This is a genomic window from Sandaracinus amylolyticus, assembly GCF_021631985.1.
Classification (GTDB): domain Bacteria; phylum Myxococcota_A; class Polyangia; order Polyangiales; family Sandaracinaceae; genus Sandaracinus; species Sandaracinus amylolyticus_A.
Genome location: NZ_CP070225.1, coordinates 3,169,430 through 3,192,300, shown reverse-complemented (window position 1 = coordinate 3,192,300; position 22,871 = coordinate 3,169,430). Strand labels below are relative to the sequence as shown.

20 protein-coding genes are annotated in these 22,871 nt (G+C 71.7%); 11 read left to right on the top strand and 9 right to left on the bottom strand.

Translation table 11 applies throughout. The features are described 5' to 3' along the window. Positions 1–27 precede the first annotated feature (27 nt). From I5071_RS13225 to I5071_RS13205, 5 genes are all read left to right on the top strand, one after another. Complete coding sequence (locus I5071_RS13225) at positions 28–2,193, top strand: PrkA family serine protein kinase (RefSeq protein WP_236605802.1); 2,166 nt, start codon at positions 28–30, stop codon at positions 2,191–2,193. A gap of 19 nt (positions 2,194–2,212) precedes the next feature. After that, a complete protein-coding gene (locus I5071_RS13220) occupies positions 2,213–2,551 on the top strand; it encodes a hypothetical protein (RefSeq protein ID WP_236605801.1) in 339 nt (112 codons plus the stop codon). Next, the gene (locus tag I5071_RS13215) at positions 2,455–3,306 is read left to right on the top strand and encodes a ribonuclease Z (protein WP_329611157.1); all 852 of its coding nucleotides are present in this window, start codon (positions 2,455–2,457) and stop codon (positions 3,304–3,306) included. The genes I5071_RS13220 and I5071_RS13215 overlap by 97 nt, the downstream gene beginning before the upstream one ends. 64 nt (positions 3,307–3,370) lie before the next feature. Next, on the top strand, positions 3,371–4,114 hold the full coding sequence (locus I5071_RS13210) for a pyridoxine 5'-phosphate synthase (protein ID WP_236605799.1): 744 nt from the start codon (positions 3,371–3,373) through the stop codon (positions 4,112–4,114). A gap of 86 nt (positions 4,115–4,200) precedes the next feature. Then, a complete protein-coding gene (locus I5071_RS13205) occupies positions 4,201–5,739 on the top strand; it encodes an NAD(P)H-hydrate dehydratase (RefSeq protein WP_236605798.1) in 1,539 nt (512 codons plus the stop codon). Here I5071_RS13205 and I5071_RS13200 read toward each other — a convergent pair. The 3 genes from I5071_RS13200 to I5071_RS13190 all read right to left on the bottom strand — a co-directional run bounded on the left by I5071_RS13200 (position 5,718) and on the right by I5071_RS13190 (position 9,249). Further along, positions 5,718–6,281, bottom strand: coding sequence for a sigma-70 family RNA polymerase sigma factor (locus I5071_RS13200; RefSeq protein ID WP_236605797.1), 564 nt, complete (start codon positions 6,279–6,281; stop codon positions 5,718–5,720). The two genes, I5071_RS13205 and I5071_RS13200, sit on opposite strands and share 22 nt — an antisense overlap. Positions 6,282–6,460: 179 nt before the next feature. Beyond that, the gene (locus I5071_RS13195; RefSeq protein ID WP_236605796.1) at positions 6,461–7,231 is read right to left on the bottom strand and encodes a lamin tail domain-containing protein; all 771 of its coding nucleotides are present in this window, start codon (positions 7,229–7,231) and stop codon (positions 6,461–6,463) included. A gap of 56 nt (positions 7,232–7,287) precedes the next feature. Further along, complete coding sequence (locus I5071_RS13190; RefSeq protein WP_236605795.1) at positions 7,288–9,249, bottom strand: hypothetical protein; 1,962 nt, start codon at positions 9,247–9,249, stop codon at positions 7,288–7,290. 185 nt (positions 9,250–9,434) lie between these two features. Between I5071_RS13190 and moeB the strand changes: the two genes are divergently transcribed. Further along, positions 9,435–10,598: a molybdopterin-synthase adenylyltransferase MoeB gene (moeB, locus tag I5071_RS13185; RefSeq protein WP_236605794.1), complete on the top strand. Its 1,164-nt coding sequence runs from the start codon at positions 9,435–9,437 to the stop codon at positions 10,596–10,598. A 79-nt stretch (positions 10,599–10,677) separates the two neighbouring features. On the opposite strand, the gene I5071_RS13180 is transcribed toward moeB, so the two are convergent. The 3 genes from I5071_RS13180 to I5071_RS13170 all read right to left on the bottom strand — a co-directional run bounded on the left by I5071_RS13180 (position 10,678) and on the right by I5071_RS13170 (position 13,677). Beyond that, on the bottom strand, positions 10,678–11,931 hold the full coding sequence (locus I5071_RS13180) for a GDSL-type esterase/lipase family protein (protein WP_236605793.1): 1,254 nt from the start codon (positions 11,929–11,931) through the stop codon (positions 10,678–10,680). Positions 11,932–12,049: 118 nt separating this feature from the next. Next, positions 12,050–12,655: a hypothetical protein gene (locus tag I5071_RS13175; RefSeq protein ID WP_236605792.1), complete on the bottom strand. Its 606-nt coding sequence runs from the start codon at positions 12,653–12,655 to the stop codon at positions 12,050–12,052. Between the two features lie 257 nt (positions 12,656–12,912). Continuing rightward, positions 12,913–13,677, bottom strand: a complete 765-nt coding sequence (locus I5071_RS13170) for a hypothetical protein (protein ID WP_236605791.1) — start codon at positions 13,675–13,677, stop codon at positions 12,913–12,915. A gap of 68 nt (positions 13,678–13,745) precedes the next feature. Between I5071_RS13170 and I5071_RS13165 the strand changes: the two genes are divergently transcribed. After that, entirely contained in the window at positions 13,746–15,350 is a 1,605-nt protein-coding gene (locus tag I5071_RS13165) for a hypothetical protein (RefSeq protein WP_236605790.1), read from the top strand. 21 nt (positions 15,351–15,371) lie between these two features. On the opposite strand, the gene I5071_RS13160 is transcribed toward I5071_RS13165, so the two are convergent. Then, the gene (locus I5071_RS13160; protein WP_236605789.1) at positions 15,372–16,604 is read right to left on the bottom strand and encodes a lamin tail domain-containing protein; all 1,233 of its coding nucleotides are present in this window, start codon (positions 16,602–16,604) and stop codon (positions 15,372–15,374) included. Further along, the gene (gene thiD, locus I5071_RS13155) at positions 16,601–17,392 is read right to left on the bottom strand and encodes a bifunctional hydroxymethylpyrimidine kinase/phosphomethylpyrimidine kinase (RefSeq protein WP_236605788.1); all 792 of its coding nucleotides are present in this window, start codon (positions 17,390–17,392) and stop codon (positions 16,601–16,603) included. Before thiD ends, I5071_RS13160 begins: the two co-directional genes overlap by 4 nt. Before the next feature lie 41 nt (positions 17,393–17,433). Here thiD and I5071_RS13150 point away from each other — a divergent pair, with 41 nt between their 5' ends. The 4 genes from I5071_RS13150 (at position 17,434) to I5071_RS13135 (ending at position 20,334) form a co-directional block, all read left to right on the top strand. Next, entirely contained in the window at positions 17,434–18,894 is a 1,461-nt protein-coding gene (locus I5071_RS13150) for a LysM peptidoglycan-binding domain-containing protein (protein WP_236605787.1), read from the top strand. 47 nt (positions 18,895–18,941) lie between these two features. Next, positions 18,942–19,430 carry a hypothetical protein gene (locus I5071_RS13145; RefSeq protein ID WP_236605786.1) on the top strand — a complete coding sequence of 163 codons (489 nt, stop codon included), beginning with the start codon at positions 18,942–18,944 and terminating at the stop codon, positions 19,428–19,430. After that, positions 19,427–19,900 carry a hypothetical protein gene (locus I5071_RS13140; protein WP_236605785.1) on the top strand — a complete coding sequence of 158 codons (474 nt, stop codon included), beginning with the start codon at positions 19,427–19,429 and terminating at the stop codon, positions 19,898–19,900. The genes I5071_RS13145 and I5071_RS13140 overlap by 4 nt, the downstream gene beginning before the upstream one ends. An 80-nt stretch (positions 19,901–19,980) precedes the next feature. Continuing rightward, positions 19,981–20,334: a hypothetical protein gene (locus I5071_RS13135; RefSeq protein ID WP_236605784.1), complete on the top strand. Its 354-nt coding sequence runs from the start codon at positions 19,981–19,983 to the stop codon at positions 20,332–20,334. A 3-nt stretch (positions 20,335–20,337) separates the two neighbouring features. On the opposite strand, the gene I5071_RS13130 is transcribed toward I5071_RS13135, so the two are convergent. After that, positions 20,338–22,800: a glycosyl hydrolase gene (locus tag I5071_RS13130; protein WP_236605783.1), complete on the bottom strand. Its 2,463-nt coding sequence runs from the start codon at positions 22,798–22,800 to the stop codon at positions 20,338–20,340. Between the last annotated feature and the right edge of the window lie 71 nt (positions 22,801–22,871).

The following is a 22,871-nucleotide window of genomic DNA, read 5'->3' as shown; positions in this document are numbered from 1 at the left end:
CGCGATCGCTTCGCGTCGCAGAAGCGCGTGCTCTCCTACGAGGAGTACCTCGCGCTCTTTCGCCAGCACCCGTGGCGTCACAGCCGCGACGCAGCGCGCTACCTGCGCGACTGCTTCGATCACTTCGGCAAGGAGACGCTCGCGAAGCCCGGCGGCCCGACGACGCGCTTCAAGCTCTTCGATCTCGCGTTCCTGAAGGAGACCGACGGGCGCCGCCGCCACGACTACCTCGTCGGCCACGAGGACATCCAGCAGGCGTTCTATCGCGTGCTCGGCAACTTCGTGCGCGAGGGCCGCATCAACAAGCTCGTGATGCTGCACGGCCCGAACGGCAGCGCGAAGTCGACCTTCGTGCACTGCATGATGAAGGGCCTCGAGTCGTACTCCGAGACCGACGACGGCGCGCTCTACGTCTTCTCGTGGATCTTCCCGCGCGGTCGCGACGGTCGCACCGTCGGCTTCGGCTCGAACGACGACTCGATGATGCGCGACGGATCGTTCGCGCACCTGCCCGACGCGCAGATCGATCTGCGCATGGTGAGCGAGCTCCGCGAGAGCCCGCTCCTGCTGGTCCCGCGCCCCGAGCGACGTCGCCTGGTGCGCGACGCGTACGAGGCCGCGGGCATCCAGGAAGTGCCGACCGCGCTCGTGATGGAGGGCCAGCTCGGCGCGAAGAACAAGCAGATCTTCGAGGCGCTGCTCACGGCGTATCGCGGCGATCTGCGGCGCGTGCTCGCGCACGTGCGGGTCGAGCGCTTCTACGTCTCGGAGCGCTATCGCCAGGCCGCGGTGACGATCGGCCCGCAGATGGCCGTCGACGCGCAGGAGCGGCAGATCACGATGGATCGCTCGCTCGCGGCGCTGCCCGCGTCGCTGGCGTCGCTCTCGCTCTACGAGACGCACGGCGAGCTCGTCGACGCGAGCGGTGGTCTCCTCGAGTTCAGCGATCTGCTGAAGCGCCCGCTCGATGCATGGCGCTACCTGCTGCTCGCGGTGGAGGAGGGCGAGATCGCGCTCTCGCAGAGCGTGCTCCCGCTCAACGCGGTGTTCGTCTCGACGTCGAACGACATCCACCTCAAGGCGTTCCGCGAGCACCACGAGTACCGCTCGTTCCGCGGTCGTCTGTCGCTCGTGCGCGTGCCCTACCTGCTCGACTACAAGGCCGAGCAGGGCATCTACGACGCGCAGATCGTCCCCCAGGTGCGCACGCACGTCGCGCCCCACGCGACCTACGTCGCCGCGCTCTGGGCGACGCTCACGCGCCTCCGCCGCCCGCAGCCCGACAGCTACGACAACAAGAAGCTCGGACAGCTCGCGTCGTCGCTCACGCCGATCGAGAAGGCCGAGTACTACGCGGACCTGGTGATCCCGAACCGCTTCTCGAACGAAGAGGCGCAGATCCTCCGCGCGAACTTCGCCGAGGTGAAGCACGAGACCGACACCTGGCCGAACTACGAGGGCTCGACCGGCGCGTCGCCGCGCGAGATCCGCGTGCTGCTCCTCGACGCAGCGCAGGACCCCGCGTTCAAGTGCCTCTCGCCGCTCGCGGTGCTCGCGCGCATCCGCGAGCTCTGCGAGGCCGACGACTACGACTTCCTCAAGGAGACGCCGGAGGGCGGCTACCACGATCACCGCGGGTTCGTCGACGTCGTGCGCGAGCGCTGGCTCGATCGTGTCGACGACGAGTTCCGCAGGAGCACGGGCCTCGTGGAGGAGACGCAGTACCTCGATCTCTTCGACAAGTACGTGATGCACGTGTCGAACTGGGTGAAGCGCGAGCGCGTCTACAACCCGGTGACCGGGCAGTACGAGGAGCCCGATCAGAAGCTGATGGAGAACGTCGAGGGCATGCTCGGCGTGCAGCGGAACAACGACTCGTTCCGGCGCGATCTGATCAGCGCGGTGGCCGCGCACGCGCTCGATCATCCCGGCGAGAAGGTCAGCTATCCGCGCCTCTTCCCGCGCTACATCCAGCAGGTCCGCGAGGCGACCTACGGCAAGCGCAAGAAGCAGCTCGCCGAGATCGCGCGCGACGTGATCGCGACGGTGAACGCCGAGACCGCGCACCTCGACGCGGAGCGCATCGCCCGCGCGAAGGGCACGGTCGAGCGGCTCGAGAATCAGGTCGGGTACGTGGAGCCTTCGATCCGCGATGCGATCGGCGAGCTGCTGCGGCGGCGCTACGAGCCGTAGCGAGATCACGGAGGGGGCGATGGACGGGACGGGGCTCGCGCTCGATCGGATGCGCTACCAGCGCGTCCCTCCACAACGCGCGCGCGTCGACGACGTCTCGACGCGCGCCCAGCAGCACTGGGACGTGATCGACGAGGCGGGCACCACCATCGCGCGCGCCGAGGTGTTCGAGGGGCGCGAGCAGTGGGGCGTGCGATTGCTCGATCGCGCGCCGAACCTGCACGACTCGGATCTGATCCGGCTCGTCGCGCATCTGCTGGTGTGGCACGCGCAGTGTCGGACCGAGACCGTCGACGTCGTGCTCGCACGAACGCACGAGCACCACACGCTCGTGCGCGTCAGCGGAGACTACGTCTGAAGCTCGCGATCCTCGGCTCGGGCACCGCGATCCCGCATCCGCGACGCGGCGCGAGCGGCTATGCGCTGATCGCACCGAGCGGCGAGGTGCTGCTCATCGAGTGCGGGCCCGGCAGCACGCGACGCTGGCCCGCGTTCGGGATCACGTTCGAGCGCGTGCGCGCGATCGTGGTGACGCACCACCACGTCGATCACTGCGCGGACCTCGCGCCCGTGATGTTCGGGCGCAACGTGCCCGATCCGCCGGTGCGCACGCCGCTCGCGATGATCGGCCCGGTCGGGCACCACGCGCTCGTCGATGGGCTCGAAGGTCTCTACGGCAGCGCCGTGATGGATCCTTTCGGCATGCGCGAGGTGATCGAGATGAAGGACGGCGATCGACGCATCGTCGGGCCCTTCACGATCGACACGCGCGAGGTGCTGCACGTCGCGGGCTCGCTCGGGCTGCGCGTGACCTGCGGCGGGCGCGTGCTCGCGTTCAGCGGCGACACCGGCAAGTGCCCGGAGCTGGTCGCGCTCTGTCGCGGCGCCCACGTCGCGCTGCTCGAATGCAGCTATCCCGCCGCGCGCGCGACGACGAAGCACCTGAACACGCGCACCGCCGCGGAGACCGCCGTGGACGCGCAGCTCTCGCGCGTGGTGCTCACGCACTTCTATCCGCAGTGCGACGACGTCGACGTCGCAGGCGAGGTGCGCACCGCGGGCTACACGGGCGAGCTCGTGCTCGCCGAGGACGGCTTGGTCCTCGACGTGTAGCCCCAGTGGTCCACTTGGCACGCTGCGTCGCCGGAGCACGTGGGTGCTACATTCGCGCGATCCCATGCGCGTTCGTCTCCACGTCAACGTCGATCACGTCGCGACCATCCGTCAGGCGCGCGGCACCGAATATCCGGATCCCGTCGAGGCCGCGATGCTCTGCGAGTGGGCCGGCGCGCACGGCATCACGGTCCACCTCCGCGAGGATCGGCGGCACATCCAGCTGCGCGACGTCGAGGTCCTGCGCCGCACCGTGAAGACGATGCTGAACCTCGAGATGGCGGCGACCGAGGAGATGGTCCGCATCGCGCTGCAGGTGCGGCCCGACCTCGTCACGCTGGTGCCCGAGCGCCGCGAGGAGCGCACCACCGAGGGCGGGCTCGACGTGCGCGGTCAGCTCGCGGCGCTGCGCAACGTGCGCGAGCGCCTCGACGCGACGGGCATCCCGACGAGCCTGTTCGTGGATCCCGACGAGGATCAGGTGCAGGCCTCGATCGAGACCGGCGCTGCGATGATCGAGCTGCACACCGGCGACTACGCCGAAGAAGCGCGACGCGGGCACGAGACGACCGAGCTCGATCGACTCGCGCGCGCCGCGAGCTACGCGCGCGTGCACGCGCCGTCGATGAAGGTCGCGGCGGGGCACGGCCTCACCGCGCGCAACGTGGTCCCGCTGGTCGCGCGCGTGCCCGAGCTGGTCGAGCTCAACATCGGCCACGCGCTGATCTCGGACGCGGTGCTGGTCGGTCTCGATCGCGCGGTGCAGCGCTTCCTGCGCGCGATCGAAGAGGGCGAGCAGCTGCGCTGATTTCCCGAGGGGGCTCCGCCCCCTTTCGAACCCCGGCCGCCGCCTGCGGCGGCGCTGCGCGGGGACCAGATCGGAGGCCGGTTGCGATGCTGCCGCTCGTCGGACGGGACGAATCGAGGGCGATCGACGGGAAGGCGATCGCGGCGGGTGTGCCCGGGCTCGTGCTGATGGAGAACGCGGGGCGCGGCGCGACCGACGTGCTGTGCGCACGCTTCGCGGATCGACTGCGCCGTCCGCTGATCGTGGGCGGGCCCGGACAGAACGGCGGCGATGCGTGGGTGGTCGCGCGGCACCTCGTGGTGCGCGGCGTGCGGCCCGAGTGCGTCGTGCTCGGCGATCCCGCGAAGGTCGCGGGCGACGCGCGGGTGAACCTCGACGCGCTGCGCGGGCTCGGCATCGACGTGCGGGTGATCGCGGAGGGCGATCTCGATCACCTCGAGTCGCTCGCGACGCGCGCGAGCGTGATCGTCGACGGCATCTTCGGCACCGGGCTCGATCGCGCGATCGACGGGTTCCGCGCCGCGGCGATCACGAAGCTCGCGGCGAGCGGAGTGCCGTGCTTCGCGCTCGATCTGCCCAGCGGCCTCGACGCGCAGACCGGCGCGGTGCTCGGCGTGGTGCTGCCCGCGCGCGTCACCGCTACGTTCGCCGCGCACAAGCGCGGGCTCCATCAGCATCCGGGGGTCGATCACGCGGGCGAGGTCGTGCTCGTCGACATCGGCGTGCCTGCGCCGACCGACACGCGCGCATCGCTGCTCGAGCGATCCGATCTCGCGCGCCTGGTGCCGGTGCGTCCGGCCGATGCGCACAAGGGCAGCGCCGGGCACGTCGCGATCTTCGCGGGCTCGCCGGGGCGCACCGGCGCGGCGCTGCTCTCGGGCCTCGGCGCGATGCGCGCCGGCGCAGGGCTCGTGACGCTGGCACCTCGCGGAGCCGCGCGCGCCGCGCTCGACGCGAAGGTGATCGAGCTGATGACCACCGAGATCCCCGAGGCGCTCGAGGCCGGTGTCGCCGCTGCGCTGCGCGAGTGCGAGCAACGCGACGCAGGCGTGCTCGGCCCCGGCGTCGGTCTCGACGCGACGGCGCGCGCCTACGCGACGCGCCTCGCGGTCGAAGCGACGATCCCGCTCGTGCTCGACGCCGACGCGCTCACCGCGCTCGCCGCCGATCCCACCGTGCTCACGAAAGCGCGCGCGCCGCGCGTGCTCACGCCGCACCCCGGCGAGGCCTCGCGTCTCCTCGGCACCACCACCGCCGAGGTCCAGGCCGCGCGTTATCACGCCGCGGAGCAGCTCGCGGCGCGCACCGGTCAGATCGTCGTGCTCAAGGGCGCGCGCACGATCATCGCGTCACGCCAGCGTCTCGCCGTGTGCCCCGCAGGGACGCCGGCGCTCGGCGTGGCGGGCACGGGCGACGTGCTGAGCGGCGTGATCGCGGCGCTGCTGGCGTCGTCGGGACCTCACCAGGACGACGTCTTCCACGCGGCGTGTGCCGGCGTGCTCGCGCACGCGATGGCAGGCGAGCTCGCCGCGGTCGCGGATCGTGGGCTCTTCGCGCGCGAGGTCGCGGACGCCGTGCCGCACGCGCTGGCGCGCTCGCGCGCTCACGCGGCCTCGGCGACGTAGCCTTCGCGGTCCGCGTACTCCTCGAGCTGGCGCTTCATCGCGCGACGCGCGCGGTGCAGGCGCGACATCACGGTGCCGATCGGGCAGCCGATCGCGTCGGCGGCGTCGCGGTACGAGCGCTCCTCGAGATCGACGAGCACCACGACGCGGCGGAAGTCCTCGGGCAGCGCGTCGAGCGCGGCCTGGACCTCGTCGCCGAGCCCCTCGCCGGGCGCGTCTCCGATGTGGCCATCCCAGCCCTGCTCGCGCAGCTCCTCGGCGTGCACCGCCTGCAGGATGTCGCGCTCGCGGCGCTTGCGGCGATAGCCGTTGATGAACGTGTTGAGCAGGATGCGATGCATCCACGCGCGCCCGTTCGTGCCCGGCTCGAAGCGGTGCCAGAAGGTCCAAGCGCGCATGACCGCGTCCTGCACCAGGTCCTCGGCCTCGGCGCGTGAGCCGGTCAGTCGTAGCCCGGCGCCGATCAGCTCGCGTCGGTGCCGCAGCACCTCGCGCTCGAAGTCGACCATCTGGCAGGTACGCGTCTCTCGCTCGACGTTCATCGGGACCTCCCGAGCACGCCCGTCGAGCAAGGGCCGGACCACACGCGTTCCGACCCTGTTTTCTCGGTGATCGCGCGTGTTCCGCGCGACTCGCGTCATCCCGCGAGCTGCCACGATGTCGATGGCCAGCCACGACGTCGTGTCAGGGTGTCAGCGCCGGTCGAGGCGCTGACGAAGAGTCAGGGGCAAGCTCCGTTCGGCGCGCCCGGCGTGCCGTAGTACGGGCCTCCGGCGGTGTTCGAGTAGATGTTGCTGATGCTCGCCTGGCACCAGTTGCCGAGCGACGCGTTCTGCGCGATCGGGCGGGTGTCCGGGAACTCGAACGAGTACTTCTCCGGGACGATCGCGGAGCTCCACGTGATGCTGTCGATGGTCGTGCCGCCGGCGATCAGCGCGAGCGTGTCGCCGTTGTTGTCGAGCACGATGTTCGAGCCGGTGTACGAGAGGTCGTAGACGAGCCCGCGGTTCTCCGCCGCGACGGTGCTCTGCGCGAGCACGAAGCGCTCACCGGGCTCGAGGAGGTGTCCCGCCGGGATCGTGTACGTCGCAGGAGGGCTCGAGATCTCGAGCCCACCGAGGTCGATCAGGCAGTCACCTGCGTTCAGCAGCTCGATCCACTCGCCGCGATCCTCGGTGCCGGTCTCGGTCCGGATCATCAGCTCGACGATCGCGAGGTTGGTCGCCGTCGGCGGGCAGGTCGCGGGCCCCGAGTCCATCGCGCCCGCGTCGGTGCCCGAGTCGATCGGCATGCCGCTGTCGCGCGGTCCCGAGTCGATCACCATCGCGTCGACGCTCGCGTCGCGCCCACCGTCGCGCCCCGCGTCCGCCACCGCTCCGTCGAGCGTGCTCGCGTCCTGGCCTCTGCCCGCGTCCTCGACGCCGCCGCTGCCCGTCGCGCAGCCTGTGCACGCGATCGCGCCCGCCACGATCACACGGAGCCACCACCGCATCGCCCGTCTCTCGTCGCCTCGCGCTCGCATCCGCCTGGGCCTCCGTCGATCGAAAATCAGGGTGCGGGGATCACCGGCACGCCGGCCGCCGCGGACTCGAGGAACCCGCGGATGCGCGCCTGCGCGCTCGTGTCGCGGAACACCGCGAAGTGCCCCTGCGACGGATACTGCAGCAGCCCTGCGGTCGCCTGACCGCCCGCGACGTTCGCGGTGACTGCGCCGCTCACCGGCGCGATGCCGAGCAGCTCGTGGGCCGGGATGCTGCGTGCGATCGGCTCGACCTGCGGCACGCGCATCGCCGTCGCGAGCGCCTCGATCGCTCCCGGCGGCGAGAACTCGTCCATCAGGCCCTCGGTCGAGAGCACGCTCTTCGGCGCGAAGCCGGGGCGCGGCGAGGCGAACGCGAGGTGGCCGAAGTTCGAGCCGTCGCTCGCGTCGATCCACGACTGCACGAGCGTGATCACCGGATGCTCGAAGCCGAAGTGCTCCGACTCGAACGCGTCCTCCACCGAGCTGCCCGGCAGCTGCAGCGCGACCCGCACCACGTCGGGGATCGAGAGCGGCTCTTCCTTCTCGAGCAGCGCGTACGCGAGCACTGCGCTGCCCGCGCTGATCACGGCCGCGCTCACTCCGTCGTCGATGCCGAGATAGACCGGCCCCACGAGCCCGCCCTGCGAGTGTCCGAAGAAGAACACGCGCTCGGGGTCGAACCGGATCTCGCGCCCCCCACGATCCGCGATGCGCATCGGCACCACGAGCGCGGGCACCAGCCGCGCTTGCTGCACGATGTCGAGCGCGCTCTGCCGGTTGTTGTCGCGCGCCGCGTCGGGGTTCTGGATGTTGAAGAAGAGGAGCTCCGGCGAGCCCCGGGTCGGGTCTCGATCGCCGTGGTGGATCTGATCGATGCCCATCGCGGCGATGCCCGAGGCCGCGAGGCGCGGTCCCGTGCTGTCGTCGATGAACGAGCGATAGTCGCCGCCGGTGCCGTGCGCGTAGAGCACCAGCGGATAGCCGTTCTCCGGCATCTCGCCGAGCGGAACCGTCAGCGCGAAGCGCGCGTCGTACTCGCCGTGCACCACGGGCTCGCCGTCGGCACCGGGCTCCATCGCGCCGCCTTCCGACGCGTACGGCAGCTCGCCCTCCTGGAAGATCGGCACCGGCCCGTACGTGCCCGTGAGCTCGGTGTACGACGCGCGATCGGTGCGCATCCAGGTCGCATCGCGCGGCGTCGGCGCGGGATACTCCGCGTGCATCCAGTCGCGGAAGAGCGCGAGCTCGGCGACCGGATCGTGCGTCGTGAACACCGCGATCGAGAGCACGTCGTCGGTCGCGATCCCGCCCTCGGCGAGCGCATCGAGCGCGGGTTGGTACATCGCGCGCGCGGTCTCGATGGAGGCGTCGCCGCCGCCCGCGATCAGCGCCTCGAGGTCGGCATCGCGCGCCAGCGTCTCGCCGCCCTGCGCGCGCACGCGGCGCGTGACCACCGCGGCGTAGCGACGACCGCCCGCGAGGGGCAGGCCGTGCACCGGGCGCATCGCGATGGTGCTCGCGGGCCAGAAGAGCGTCGCGGCGTCGTTCGCCACGACGACCATCGGATGGCGCTCGAGGTACGTGTCGCTCTCGGGATCGAGGTCGACGACGAACACGCTCGCGTCGTCGCGCACGCTCGCTTCGGGGCTCGCGGGCAGGCTCGCGGGATCGATGTCGCGCGAGAACCGGAAGTAGATCGCGCCGTTGGTGCCGAAGCCGCGCAGGCGCGCGGTGGTCGCTTCGACGTAGCGGCGTACGAGGCGATTGCTGCGCGGGTTCGGGAACGCCTGCACGTCGATCGTGCCCTCGCTCGTGCGACGCAGATCGCTCGGCCACGGCAGATCGAAGAGCGGCTCGTCGCCGGTGCGCGGGACCTCGAAGATGGCGCGCGGCGGTCCGGCGTCGGGCGGGCCGGCATCGCTCGCGGGGATCGACGCGTCCGCGTCGTCGACGGACACGGGTCCACACGCGACGGCGAGCGCGCCCATGGCGAGCAGCGCCGCTCGTCCGCCAAAAGCCAAGGCGTTCATCCCGCGACACTGTACCGCTTGTCGCCTTCGCGACTCCACAGGGGTGCATTTCCCGGTGGGACACGGGAGAATCCGTTCCTCTCCTTGACGCTCGTAGCGCTGCGCCACCATAGTTCCCGCACTTTTCACGAGGGAATCTCCGGATGGCCAGGACGTACGCCGATCTGCTGCAGGACGTGAAGGGCTCGGTGCAGCAGGTCTCGCTCGAGGAGATCAAGCGCCGGCTCGAGGCGCGCGAAGGATACGTCTTCGTGGACGTGCGCGAGAAGGACGAGTGGCGGCAGGGCTACGTGCCCGGCGCGCTGCACCTGCCGCGCGGCTTCCTCGAGATGCAAGCGGAGTCGAAGCTCCCGGACAAGAAGGCGAAGATCGTTGTGTACTGCGCGGGCGGCGTGCGCAGCGCGTTCGCGGCGAAGACGCTGAGCGAGCTCGGCTACCAGAACGTCGAGAGCGCCAACCCCGGCTTCGTGCGCTGGAAGGATCTCGGCTATCCGCTCGAGAAGCCCGCGGAGCTCACGCCCGCGCAGCTCGATCGCTACTCGCGCCACATCCTCCTGCCCGAGGTCGGCGAGCGCGGTCAGGAGCGCCTCCTCAACGCGCGCGTCCTGCTGCTCGGCGCGGGCGGGCTCGGATCGCCGGCCGCGCTCTACCTCGCGGCGGCGGGTGTCGGCACGATCGGCATCATCGACAACGACGCGGTCGACGCGTCGAACCTGCAGCGTCAGGTGCTCCACGGCACCGATCGCGTCGGCACGCCGAAGGTCGAGAGCGCCGCGCGCACGATGCAGAACCTCAACCCCGACGTGAAGGTGATCCCCTTCCAGTCGCGGCTCACGAGCGCCAACGTCGACGAGGTGTTCGATCACGGCTGGGACGTGATCGTCGACGGGCTCGACAACTTCCCGACGCGCTACCTCGTGAACGACGCGAGCGTCTGGAAGAAGATCCCGGTGGTCCACGGATCGATCTTCCGCTTCGACGGACAGGTCACGACGTTCTGGCCCGAGAAGGGCCCCTGCTATCGCTGCCTGTACCCGGAGCCGCCGCCTGCGCACCTCGCGCCGAGCTGCGCGGAGGCGGGCGTGCTCGGGATCCTTCCGGGCGTGATCGGGACCGTGCAGGCGACCGAGGCGATCAAGATCATCCTCGGCAAGGGCGAGCCGCTCGTCGGTCGCCTGCTGACGTACGACTCGATGAAGATGCAGTTCCGCACGCTGAAGCTGCGCCGCGACCCCGAGTGCCCGGTGTGTGGATCGAACCCGACGATCCACGAGTACATCGACTACGAAGGCTTCTGCGCGCGCTAGCCGCCGCCGAAGAATCAACCGCAGAGGGCCGCAGAGAAGATCGAATTCTCTGCGGCCCTCTGTGTTCTCCGTGGTCGATTCAGTTCTCCGGCTCGAGGCCCTCGAGCAGCGCAGCTTCGAGCACGTCGGCGAGACGCCGGTGGGCATGCCACGTGAGGTGCACGTGATCCTCGCGCCCGAACGGCGGATCCGACGCGACCCACTCGAGCATCGACATCGGGCCGCCCATGAACGCGACGAGGTCGAAGAAGCCGCAGCCCTGCTCGGCCGCGACGCGTCGCTGCACCGCGATCACGTCCTGCGTGAGCGGGCGCGGCGCCCACGTGCCGTCGGGCTGCGCGAGCGGGCGATCACTCGGTCCGATCAGCAGACACGATGCCTGCGGCGCGGTGCCGCGCACGCGACGCACCACGCGACGGAGATCGCTCTCGTAGCGACGCAGCGGCACGTCGACGTCCTCGCTCTCGTTGGTGCCGTACGCGAGCACGACGAGGTCGGGGCGACGACGCCGGAGGTGCTCGCGATGGAGCGTGTCGTCCCAGCGCAGCTGCGAGCGAGCGCGCGAGCCCGGGATGCCGAGCGTGTCCAGCACGACGCCCGATCGATCGCGCTCCATCGCGACGCCGAAGACGCGCACCGGCGCGTCGTCCATCGCGCGCACCGTCAGGCGATGCGCATCGTCGCGCACGCGGAAGCGCGCGTACCCGGCGTGCGCCGCGGCGGCGTCGGTGTCGACGACCGCGGCGGGCTGATCGTCGATGCGCACCTCGAAGCGACCGCCGCCGGGCTGCTTGAGGAAGAACACCTCGTAGCTGCCGACGTTGCGCGGTCCGGTCTCGGCGCGCGCGGTGTCGAGGCTGGCCCACGCGCCGCCGGCCTGCGACTCGACCGCGTAGCCCGCGAGCCCGTAGCGCTCGCCCACCGGCCCGCGATCACCGCGGAGCACGCGCCACGCGCCGCCCGAGTCGGCGTGTGCGGCGCGATGGTTCCACCCGCGGAACGGCTTCACCGGGCTCACGAAGCCGGGCCCGGCGTCGCCGAAGCGCTCCTGCAGCGAGCGCCGCAGCATCCCCGCGTACTCGTCGCCCGCGGTGTGTGACGCGCCCCAGACGACGATGCGTGCCTGGCCCTCGTGGGCCTCGGCGCGGCGCAGCGCGGCGTGGAAGCGCGCGAGGGCGCGCCCCGACGGATCCTCGATGGCGATCGCGCGACCGAGGCTCGGCCGATCGCGCGCTGGTGCGGAGGCGGCCGGCGTGGGCGCGCGCTCCGCCGAGGCGAAGATCTCGCCGCGGAACGCGAGCAGCGCAGCGACCAGCACCAAGAAGGAGGGCACCGCGAGACGTCGTGCTCTACGCAGCGATCGCACAGCTCCGATTCTATGAGGCGCGATCGACGCCGAGCAAGCCGGAGCACGCTGTTTCGCCTTTGTTTCTCGGCGAATTCGCGATCGCTCAGTCGGTGCGCAGCGCGTCCTCGAGCCAGTCGAGCACCGACTGCGTGTCGCGGTGCAGCTCGTTCGGGAACACGAGCGTGTCGGTCTCCTGCACCACCGGCTGTCCGGCGGTGAGATCGAGGCGTGCGCGGATGCGCGCCACGAGCGGATCGAGCGACGACGGGACGATGCGCGGCAGCAGCATCGCGACGCGACGTCGATAGAGCGTGGCCATGTCGGAGCGCCGCAGCTTCTCGACGACGTGCTCCAGCGCGCTCGAGTACACGCCCGGGTGAGGCTCGTTCTCGAGGCGCAGGACGACGAGCGCGAAGCTCTCGCCATAGCGCTCGGCGTACGCGCACTGCTCGCGCACCCGCTTGCGCAGGTAGCGACCCTCGACGATGCGCTCCTGGGCGCGCGCGCCCTGGACCGCGACCTCGAGGATGTCGCGTAGATCTTCGACCGAGAGCGCGGCTCCTGGGAGGAGATCGCGCGCGATCGAAGCGAGCCGACGAGCGAACTGCTGCGCCAGCACCGGGTCGCGCCGGAGGTCCTCGAGCTCCGCCTTCTCCAGGGAGTGCGGGTCGAGCCCCAGACGCTTGGCCGCCTCGGTGACGGTCGTCATCGCGTGGAGCGACGGTACCAGACCCGTCCGTGTCTTGCGAGGGTCACTCGCGCTGCTCCGGGCCACTGCTCTACGTCGTGCCGGAGCCCTTCTTTCGCAGGAGATCGCCGCTCGCCGGCGGCAGGAGCCGTTCTCTCGCGAAAAAACGCGTCTGGCCCAGGGCCAGACGCGTTCTTCGGTGCGAATTCGCGAGCGGCCGCGGGCCAGGGCGGCTCTTCGGTCGGAGAACGGGCCGCGGGCCCGGGAACAGGTGAATTTCAGTCCGCGGAGGGCTCGGGCGCCGGCGCGGGCTCGTCCGGCTCGGCGAGGACGCCGGCGCGACGCCCCGAGGGCCTCATGCGCGCGGCGAGGTCGTCGAGACCGACGGCGCGCGCGAGCGCCGCGAGGAGACCGGCGAGGCGGGGGAACGCGTGGTCGTGCGCGTTCATCGCGGCGTTCTTGGTGAGCTGCGTCGTGTCGGCTTCCTTCTCCTCACGCGTCACGTCGGCGAGGGCGTCGGCGAGGGCGTCGAGCGGAGCGCGGAGGCGGCGCGCGAGCTTCGCTCGGTCGAACGCGATCGCGTCCGACTCCGGCGCGGGGAGCACGACGTCGTCGCCCAGCAGCGATTCGACGAGCGCCTCGCCGTAGAGCCGGAGCCGCGAAGGATCCGCGGGCGGCGGGTCCCAGAGGCCGAGCGCCTGCAGTCCGGCGTCGCCGTGGTTGCTCTCCACCGTCCCCCGTAGCGCGACGACGATGCGGCGCACCGCGGCGACGGCTTCGTCACGACGCTGGCGCGGCGCGGGGTCGTCGGCGAGCTCGCGCTCGTGCGCGCGATCGGCGGTGGTGAGATCGCCGGCCAGCGCGCTGAGCCGGCGTCCGATCAGCGTGAGCAGCAAGCCGACATCGGGCATGCGCTCGCCGCGCTCGAGATACGGCGAGAGCGTGGCTGTGAGCGCGGCCTCGACGGCGTCGCGGTGTTGGGTGATCGCGGCGACGACGGCGCGCGCGGACTTGTCTCGATCGGCGACCTGCTTGGAGCTCATGGCTGCCCTCCCTGCGCGGAGCGTAGCGGGTCGCGCAACGCGCGCGCGCCGGTTACGACAAACCGCGCATGCGACACGCTCTGGTGGGGATGGTGGTGCTCGTGGCGATGACCGGCTGCCGCGAGCCACTGCGATGCGGCACGACACACGAGTACGACGAGTCGCTCGGGCGCTGCGTATGCCGAGGAGGCGCGCTGGCGGACGACGCGGGGATGTGCGGGGCGGCGACGGACGACGCCGGCGTCGATCCTGCGGACGGGGCCGCCGGCGCGACGGATGCGGGGCTCTGCACCGCCGAGGAATGTGACGGCGTCGACCAGGATTGCGACGATCGGGTGGACGAGAGCTCGTGTGGAGCGGCCGCCGCGTGCGTCGACCTGCGGTGCGAGCCCCTTCCCATCCACGTTCGCTCGGGCGCCCTCGGACGAACGAGCGCGACGCAAATCATGTCACTCGCCGCCTCGGCAGATGGCTTCGCGATCGTCGGGTTCGCTCGTGATGAAGACTTCGGAGATGGGGCGATCGCGGGGGAGTCGTTCGTGGCGTTCTTCGGACGTGATGGCGGTCACCGCTGGTCGCATTCGCTCTCGTCGATCGATGGCGCGATGCGACCGAGGGCGGTCGTCGTGCGGCCGGATGGTCGAGTCGTCATCGCGGGCGGGTTCAGCGGCCGCACCTCGGCTTTCGGAACCCCCGAGCTCGTGGCCGGCGAGCGGCAGCATGCCTTCGTGGTCGAGTACTCGACGCTCGGCGTGCCGCAGGTGCTCCGAGTCTTCGACGCAGCGAGCGGCGGTGGCATCGGGATCAGCGCCATGGCGCTCGCCGAGGACGGCGACCTCATCGTCGCCGGATCGTTCGCAGGGGATGTGAATCTCGCGACGCTCGTGCGCGCGCAAGGCTGGAGCGATGTGTTCATCGCACGCGTTTCACCGGCCGGCGCGCTCGAGTGGGCGCGCCCGATGGGTGGCGACGGGGACGAGGGACTTGTCTCCGTCGCCGTGGACGCCGATGGCATCTACGCCGCTGGCTACTTCGAGAGCGCGCTCGCGAGCTTCGGCGGGCCGAACCTTCGCAACGCCGGACAGGTGGACGGCTTCGTCGTCGCGCTCACGCACGAGGGGCTCCACCGCTGGACCACGCACATCGCGGGGCTCGACGACGACTACGCGACGGCGGTGGTGACGACGCCCGGGATGGTGCATGTCGCCGGGAACGTCGGGTCGCCGACCACGACCATCGGTGATGCCGAGCTCGTCAGGCGCGGTGGTTTCGACCTGTACGTCGCGGGTCTTGGCCCGAGCGACGGAGCAGTCGCGTGGGCGAGCCGCTACGGCTCGGGTGAAGTGACGCCGCCGCTTCTGGCGAGCGTCGGCGGTGAGGTCTTCGTCGGGACGGCGTTCACTCAGGCGATCAGCGTCGGGGGTGAGCTGCTCACTGCTCCTCCGACTGGCTTCGCCGTGTTGATCGCTGGATACGACGGCACCACGGGCGTCCACCAGTGGTCCCGCTCGTATCCCGCGCGGAGCGTGGCAGGCCTGAGCGCGACCGGGGACCGCATCGTGGTCGGCGGCGCGTTCTCGGGCGAAGTTTCGCTCGGTGGTGAGCCGATCGTCGCCGAGCCCGTGGCCGGGCAGACGTTCTGGGCCGAGTACTCGGTCGGCCCTTCGCGATGACCCCACTCGCGCGCTTCGTGGCTACGGCTCGCGCGGGGACGAGGAGCTCTGCGGGTCGCGCATCGTGCGGACGATGAAGTCCGACCCGTTGTCGTCGGTGTCCTGAGCGTTGCCCCCGAGCTCGTCAGCCCCACCGGGCCCCATCGATTCGGCGGTCGCCCCGCCGTGTGCGCGACGCTCGAGCGACTGCGACCCTGAAGGGGCAGGCGCGGCCGCTCCTTCGAACACCGCGGGGGTACCCCATCCGACGGCGTCGATCCGCGTCGTGCCATCGGCGAGCGTCAGCAAGATGCTCCCGCTCGCCGCGATGCCTTGGGTCCAGGTGATCGTGTTGACGGATTCGCCATCACGTGAGTCGCCGGGAACGGCGCCGGTGTACCCGCTGCTCGTCACGAGCAGGTAGCCATGCGGCAGGATGACCGTGCCGGTGCGGAGGACGGCTCGATCGGTCAGCGCCGCCGTTGGGTTCTGTGGCGCGTAGCGTATCCGGAGCCCTCCGACGTCGACGGGCATGTTGCTCCGATTGTAGAGCTCGACGAACTCGTCGGATGCGCTGCTCGCGCCCTGGGGCGACACCTCCGAGATCACCACGAGCCCGATGCACGCCGCGCTGTTGCACGGGATCGCCATGCCGGCGTCGAAGCTGCCGCCGTCGCGGCCCGCGTCGGTCGCGCCGCCGTCGTCGACCGCGCCGTCCGGGGCGCCGCCGTCGTCGACCGCGCCGTCGATGGTGCCCGCGTCGCTCTCGCCCGCGTCCACCGCGCCCGCGTCGTTTCCGCCGTCCGGCATGCCCGCGTCCGCTTCGCCGCCGCCCACGCAGCGGCCCGACGCGCAGTCGACGCCGTCCTCGCACACGACGCCGACGCAGTCGCCGGTGAAGGTCACGACGACGCGGCGCGTGGCGTCGCGCTGGAACGACGTGGTGACGACGCGACGCACGACGAGCTCGCCCGCCTTGAGGCCGGTCACCGTGATCGTGAGCGTGCCCATGCGCTCGCCCTCGGGCGGGACGATCGTCAGCGAGTGCGGCCACGTCTCCTGGATCGCGTGGCGGCTGTCGATGTGCGCGCCGTACTCCGACACCGCTTCGAAGCGCAGCTCGTCGACGTCCTCGGGCGCGTTGAGATCCGCCGACGTGACCTCGACGAGGATCGCGGTGCGATCGGCGGCACACGCGGCGAGCAGCACCGCGAGCATCGCGAAGGGAAGGGCGCGCATCGACATGCGGGCCGATGGTAGCGCGCCTCGGGTCACGGCGTGGGGACGCGCGAGAAGTGGTCCACGGGGCCCACACCGTGACCGATGCCGGGCGCGCTGCGCAGCGCCTCGGTGAGCCAGACCTTCGCGCTGCGGATCGCGTCCTCGAGCGTCGCGCCCATCGCGAGGTGCGCCGCGATCGCCGCGGAGTAGGTGCAGCCGGTGCCGTGGGTGTGCGGCGTGTCGATGCGCTCGCCGCCGATCTCGATCAGCGCTCCGTCGCGCGTCGCGAGCACGTCGACGGGATCGCCCTCGACGTGGCCGCCCTTCACGAGCGCGGCGCGCGCGCCTCGCTCGACCAGCGCGCGCGCCGCGCGCCGGGCGTCCTCGCGCGTGCGCACGTCGATGCCGGTGAGCGCGCTCGCCTCGTGTGCGTTCGGCGTGAACAGCGCCGCGACCGGCATGAGCTCGCCCGCGACCGCGCCGCGCGCGTCCTCGTCGAGCAGCGGCGCGCCGTGTTTGCTGATCATCACCGGGTCGACCACCAGCGGGAACGCGAAGCGCGCGGCGCGCGACGCGATCGCGCGCACCACCGCGGCCGAGCCCAGCGCGCCGGTCTTCGCGGCGCACGGCGCGAGGTCGTCGAGCAAGGTGTCGAGCTGTGCGAGCACGAGGTCGGGCGCGCACACGTCGACGCGCGTCACACCTCGCGTGCTCTGCGCCGTGAGCAGCGTGATCACCGCGGTGCCGTACACGCCGTGCTGGTGGAACGTCTTGAGATCCGCCTGGATCCCCGCGCCTCCCGAGGGATCGGAGCCGGCGATGGTCAGCGCGATCGGCCGCATCGACCAGGCATACCGCATCGCGTGCTATACGGGGGCCTCCGATGCGTTGGGTTCCCTCGATCGCCGCGGTGGGCGCGGCGCTCGCGCTGATCGCGCTCGTCGCGTGTGGTGGCGCGGGAGAGACCCAGCCCGACGCGGGCCTGCGCCCCGTCGAGGCGGCGCCCGTCGAGTCGGTCGTGGAGGCGCCGAGCGACGAGCCGCCAGCGGGGATCGATCACACCGTCGGCGAAGGCGAGACGCTCTGGGACATCGCGCGCGCCTACGGCGTCGGCGTCGAGCCGATCATGGAGGCGAACCGTCTCCGCGATCGCGACGTGCGACGGCTGCGGCGCGGCATGGTGCTGCGCATCCCCGGCGCGAGCGCGCCCGTCGTGGTGGAGACCGCCGAGCAGCGCGCCGCCGCGGCCGCGGCGCCGCTCCCGGAGATCGAAGGCGCGGCGTGGCATCGCATCGCCGAGGGCGAGACGCTCTGGGACATCGCGACGCTCTACGAGGTCTCGGCCGCCGCGATCCTCGAGCGCAACGAGCTCGACGACGACGCGGTGCGCCTGCTGCGCCCCGGTCAGCCGATCCAGGTGCCGGGCATCACGGCGCGCGACGTGGAGCGCGCAGTCGAGCGCGCCGCGCGCGAGGCGCCGGCGCGCCGCGAGAGCCGCGGCTTCCGCCACACCGTGCAGCGCGGCGAGACCATCTGGTCGCTCGCGGGATCGTTCGGGGTGAGCGTCGCCGAGATCATGGCGGCGAACCGTCTCTCGCCGGACGAGGCGAACGCGCTGCGCGAGGGCGCGACGCTCTACGTGCCGGGCGTCGAGCGCGACACCCAGGGCCGCATGCGGCGCGTGCTCAGCGGCGCACAGCAGCGCGCGCTCGCGGCGGCGCGACGGCTCGGGATGGGATCGCACCAGGCGGGCAGCGCGCTGCTGCACGGTCGCGTGCAGCCGACGTGGCTGCGCGAGGCGAGCCGCGGGTTCGGGCGCGATCGACTGCCGGGCTCGCTGCGGTGGCCGGTCGCGAACGGCTGGTTCGTGCGCGGCTACGGGTCGGGCGAGGGTGGGTATCACCTCGCGACCGACATCATGGGCGAGATCGGCTGGAACGTGCGCGCGAGCGCGCCCGGCGTGGTCGGGTACGCGGGCGACGAGATCCCGGGCTACGGCAACGCCGTGCTGATCGTGCATCCCGGCGGGTGGGTCACGATGTACGCGCACAACTCGGTGAACTTCGTGGTCGCCGGTGAGCGCGTGCCCGCGGGCGCGATCATCGCGGAGGTCGGATCGACGGGGATCAGCCGCGGTCCGCACGTGCACTTCGAGCTGATCTTCCAGGGGCAGAACTGCGATCCCGCCGCGCTGTGGCGGCCGGGGATCCGGCATCGCAACGGCTCGCTCACGCCGATGGATCCGCTCACGTGGAACGACGTGCGGCAGCGTCCGAGCGGCATCCGCTGCCACGCGCGCATGCGTCATCCGCGCTCGCGCTGGGTCATCCACGAAGAGCTCTGACCGTCTCCCTCTGGTGATCGAACGCGCGGCGTCATAGCGTCGCGCGCATGGACGCGACGGATCCGCGCTTCGGTCGAGTGGTGATCGCGTACCCAGACCCGACGTCGATCGGGTGGGGTGGTGTGATCGGTGGCGGCGTGACGCTCGCGATCGGGCTCTTCCCGGTCGTCGCGGTGCTCGCCGGTGATGCGTCGCTCGGCAGCGAGGTGAACGGCGACATGATCGCCGGGCTCCTGTGCATCGGGTCGTGGAACCTGATCGGGCTCGCGATCCTGGTCGGCGGCGTGCGCGATGTGCGCGGCAAGCCGGAGTGGCGGCTCTGCGAGCAGGGCGCGGTGTGGATCGTGCGCGGCGCGGTGCGCGATGCCGTGCTCTATCGCGACGTGCCCGCGCCGACGATCGTCGAGGTGCAGCGCCGCGGCACGACCGTCGGGCATCGCGTGCAGCTCGGACAGAAGGTCGTGCCGGTGCCGACGCGCGAGGTCGCCGAGCGGCTCGTCGGGCTGTGGCGCGCGGCGCGCGGAGCCGCGGCGTGAGCGACTTCGAGGTGCGCTTCGTGCGAGGCGTGTTGCCCTCGCCCGAGGTCGATGCCGGGCTCGAGGGCCCGGGGACGATCCGGGCGGGTCGCGAGGGCGTCACGATCCACACGACGCGGCGACGCAGCGGGCTCGCGACGGTGCTGGCCGTCGGCGTCGGGATCGTCGCCATGCTCGCGCTCGTCGTGGCGGCGGTGGCGATCCTCGGCGACGGGATGATCAAGCTGATCGCGGCGCTGGGGATCCTCGCGCTGGCGGGTGGGGGGATGGGCGCGTTCGCGGTCTTCGATCGCGCGCTGCCGAAGCGCACGGTGACGCTCTCGGTGCCCTGGCCCTACGTCGTGACCGCGCGCGTCAGCGGCTCGCAGCTGCAGATCGTGACGACCGCGCCGGTGCTCTCGGGGACCACCACGATCGAAGCGCCGGACATCGGCGCGCTGCTCGACGCGCTGGAGCGGGCGCGCTCGTAGGTCTTGCGGCGCCGAGCTGTGGCGCTCAAGTAGGGACCCTCGGACGGATGCTGTATCGCGACGAATACTTCGAGGCCTGGGTGGATCCGGCACGCTCCCTGGTGCGCCTCGCGCGCACCGAGCGCGCGTTCGACTCGATCGAGCACGCGCGTGCGTCGTACGCGTCGCTCGGGATCGCGCTGGCGACGGTGGAGCGACGCACCCACGGCGTGGTGCTCGATCTGCGTGCGGCGCGCCCACGCAGCGAGCCGGAGTTCGAGCGCTTCGCGTCGGAGACGAGCGCCGCGCTGCTCCGGCCGTTCCGCAGCGTGTCGGTGCTGGTGAAGAGCGCGGTGGGGCGCCTCCAGGTGCAGCGCATCGAGAAGGAGCGCGGCACCGCGGTCTTCACCGTGTTCACCGACGAGCTCGACGCGATCGCGCACGCGACGCGCTGACGCTCACGGGCAGGCAGGCGGCGGGCCCGCCGTGCAGCTCCCGAGCGAGATCGTCGCGACGGTCGCGCCACCGCGCTCCGCGATCAGCGTGCGCGCCGGGACCTCGACGCTCGCGCCGTCGCCGAACGTGACGGTGCGCGTGCCCTCGCAGCCCGCGTGATAGGCGACGTGGGTGCGCGTGCCGCCGCGATCGAACACCGCCGCGGTCGCCGCGCTCGCGCTCACCGTCGCGTCGATGCGCCCGAGATCGCGCAGCGTCGCGAGCGTGTGCAGCGTGTGCGCGCGGGTCTGTCCGGCCTCGACCGGATAGCTGTCGGCGCGCGCCGAGTAACGCGCCCACGCGTCGTCGGGATCGGCGTAGGCGCGCGCGAGCCAGATCACGTCGACCCAGTCGTCGGGACCGCCTCCGGTGCCCTCGGGCCCGCCGTTCATCTCGACGAGGTGATCGAGCGTGCGTCCGAGGTGCGCCGCGTGATGACCGAGATAGAGCGAGCCGCCGTGGAAGGGCAGCAGGTTGATCCCGTGGATCGCCTCGGGCTCCGCGGTCCACCACGTCGAGTAGCTGCCGCCCGCGCCCCACACGATGCCGACCACCGGGTGCTGGAACGACTCGGGGAACACGTCGTCGTGCACGTCGAGCCAGTACTCCGCGATCGACGTCGCCTCGACCGCGTAGAGGTACACGCCGAGATCACGCAGCGTGCGATTGCCGGTCGCTTCGCCGAAGAGGATCAGCGAGCTCGAGTAGTGCATCGACTCGCTCGAGCTCTCCTGGTTGTTGCCGTGCGCGAAGCCCGCGTGACCGCTCGCCCACGAGTGGCCTTCCCACGGATCGAACGTGCGCAGGAACGGGAACATCGGATCGTCGCGCAGCGGGCTCGTCGCGTCGCGCACGAGCCAGAGCAGCGAGCCCGCCCACGCCTCGGCCCACGCGGGATCGTGCAGCGCGACGAGCGCGGCCGCGTGCAGCAGGTAGCCCCAGTGGAAGTGGTGATCGTTGAGCTCGGTCGCCGCGCCGAAGTCGGCGGGCTCGGGCACGATCGTCGACCACGCATCGAGATAACGGAGGCGCGAGGGCCCACCGTCGTTCGGCGAGAGCCACTGCTCGAGCCCCTGGCGCAGCCGCGCGAGCAGGCGATCGCGGATCTCGGTCTCGCCGAGCTGCTCCGCGACGACGAGGAGCTCGGCGTACTTCCCGAGCAGCTTGCCCGTCGCGTACGAGGGCGCGGGATACGCGGCGTTCAGATCGACCTCGCGCAGCAGCGTGCGGAGGCGCGCGTCGTGCGCGCGATCGGCGAGCGGGAGCGCGGGCAACACGCCGCGGAACGGCACGCGCGTCTCGAACGCGTTCGCCTCGAGCACCTGCAGGCGACCGCGCGGCGACGCGTAGTAGAGGTCCGCGAGGCGCGCGTCGCTGTGGCGCGCGTGGTGCGGCATCAGCGCCATCAGCGGCACGTCGCTCGCGCCGGGCTCGACCGCGGTCGCGTGCGCCTCGTAGCGCACCCGCACCTCGCCGCGCGCCTCGTCGTAGGCCCAGCGCACGCGCGTGTCGTCGACGAACGCGTATGCGTGCTCGGTGTAGAACTCGAGCGTGTCGTCGTTGTGATCGGGGAGCACCGCGAGCGAGAGGTGATCACGACCGCCGAGATCCGCGAGCAGCTCGCCCTCCGCGCCGTCGCGCCAGGTCGCGCCGCTCGGCGCGAAGATCGCGTAGCGCACGCCCTCGATCTCGATGACGAGGCGCGGCCCCTCGCGCAGCACGATGCGCGCGCCGGCGCGGAACGCCGCGTTGATCGACACCCGCGCCGCGCCGCCGCGCACCCGGAAGTACGCGAACGGAAGGCCCGAGCCGAGCGTGGCGCGCAGCTCGCGCGTGCCGTCGCTCCAGCGCGCGGTGAACGTCCAGTCGCTGTGATCCGCGAGGCGCGTGTCGGGCGCGTCGAGGCCCTGCACGCCGATGCGCAGCGCGTCGAGCTGCGCGGGGATCGGGAGGATGTGCTCGTAGAAGCGACCGTCGGGCGTGACGCTCGGCGCGGGCAGGTGACGCACGCCGAGCCCGTCGCGCTCCGCGCGCGCGCTGATCGGGTGCATGTAGAGGTTGTTCGAGTGCGGGAACGCGTTGCGGAAGTCCCAGCCCACCGAGCTCCACGAGCGGTGCGTCGGGAGCGGGCCCTCGAGCTCGGGCGCGCGGTACTGCGTGCCGATGGGGACGACGTCGGTCGCGCCGGTCGCGTACGAGCCGCAGGTGACGCCGGGCTCGAGATCGGCGGGATCGGGATCGACGAAGTCGGGTGGCGGTGGAGTGGACGCGTCGTCGGGCGTCGCGCCGTCGCGCGGCGGCGGGGTCGCGCCGTCGTCGAGCGGTGGGAGACCGGCGTCGTTGGTGTCGCCGTCGTCCATCACGTTGCCGGTGCATGCAGTCGCGAGCAGCGAGACGAGCGCGGCGACCATCGCGGAGCGGTTCACGGAGCACCTCCGAGCCCCTCGTTCAGCAACGCACACGCCAGCACACGTTCGCCGCGAAACGCGAGGCGCGG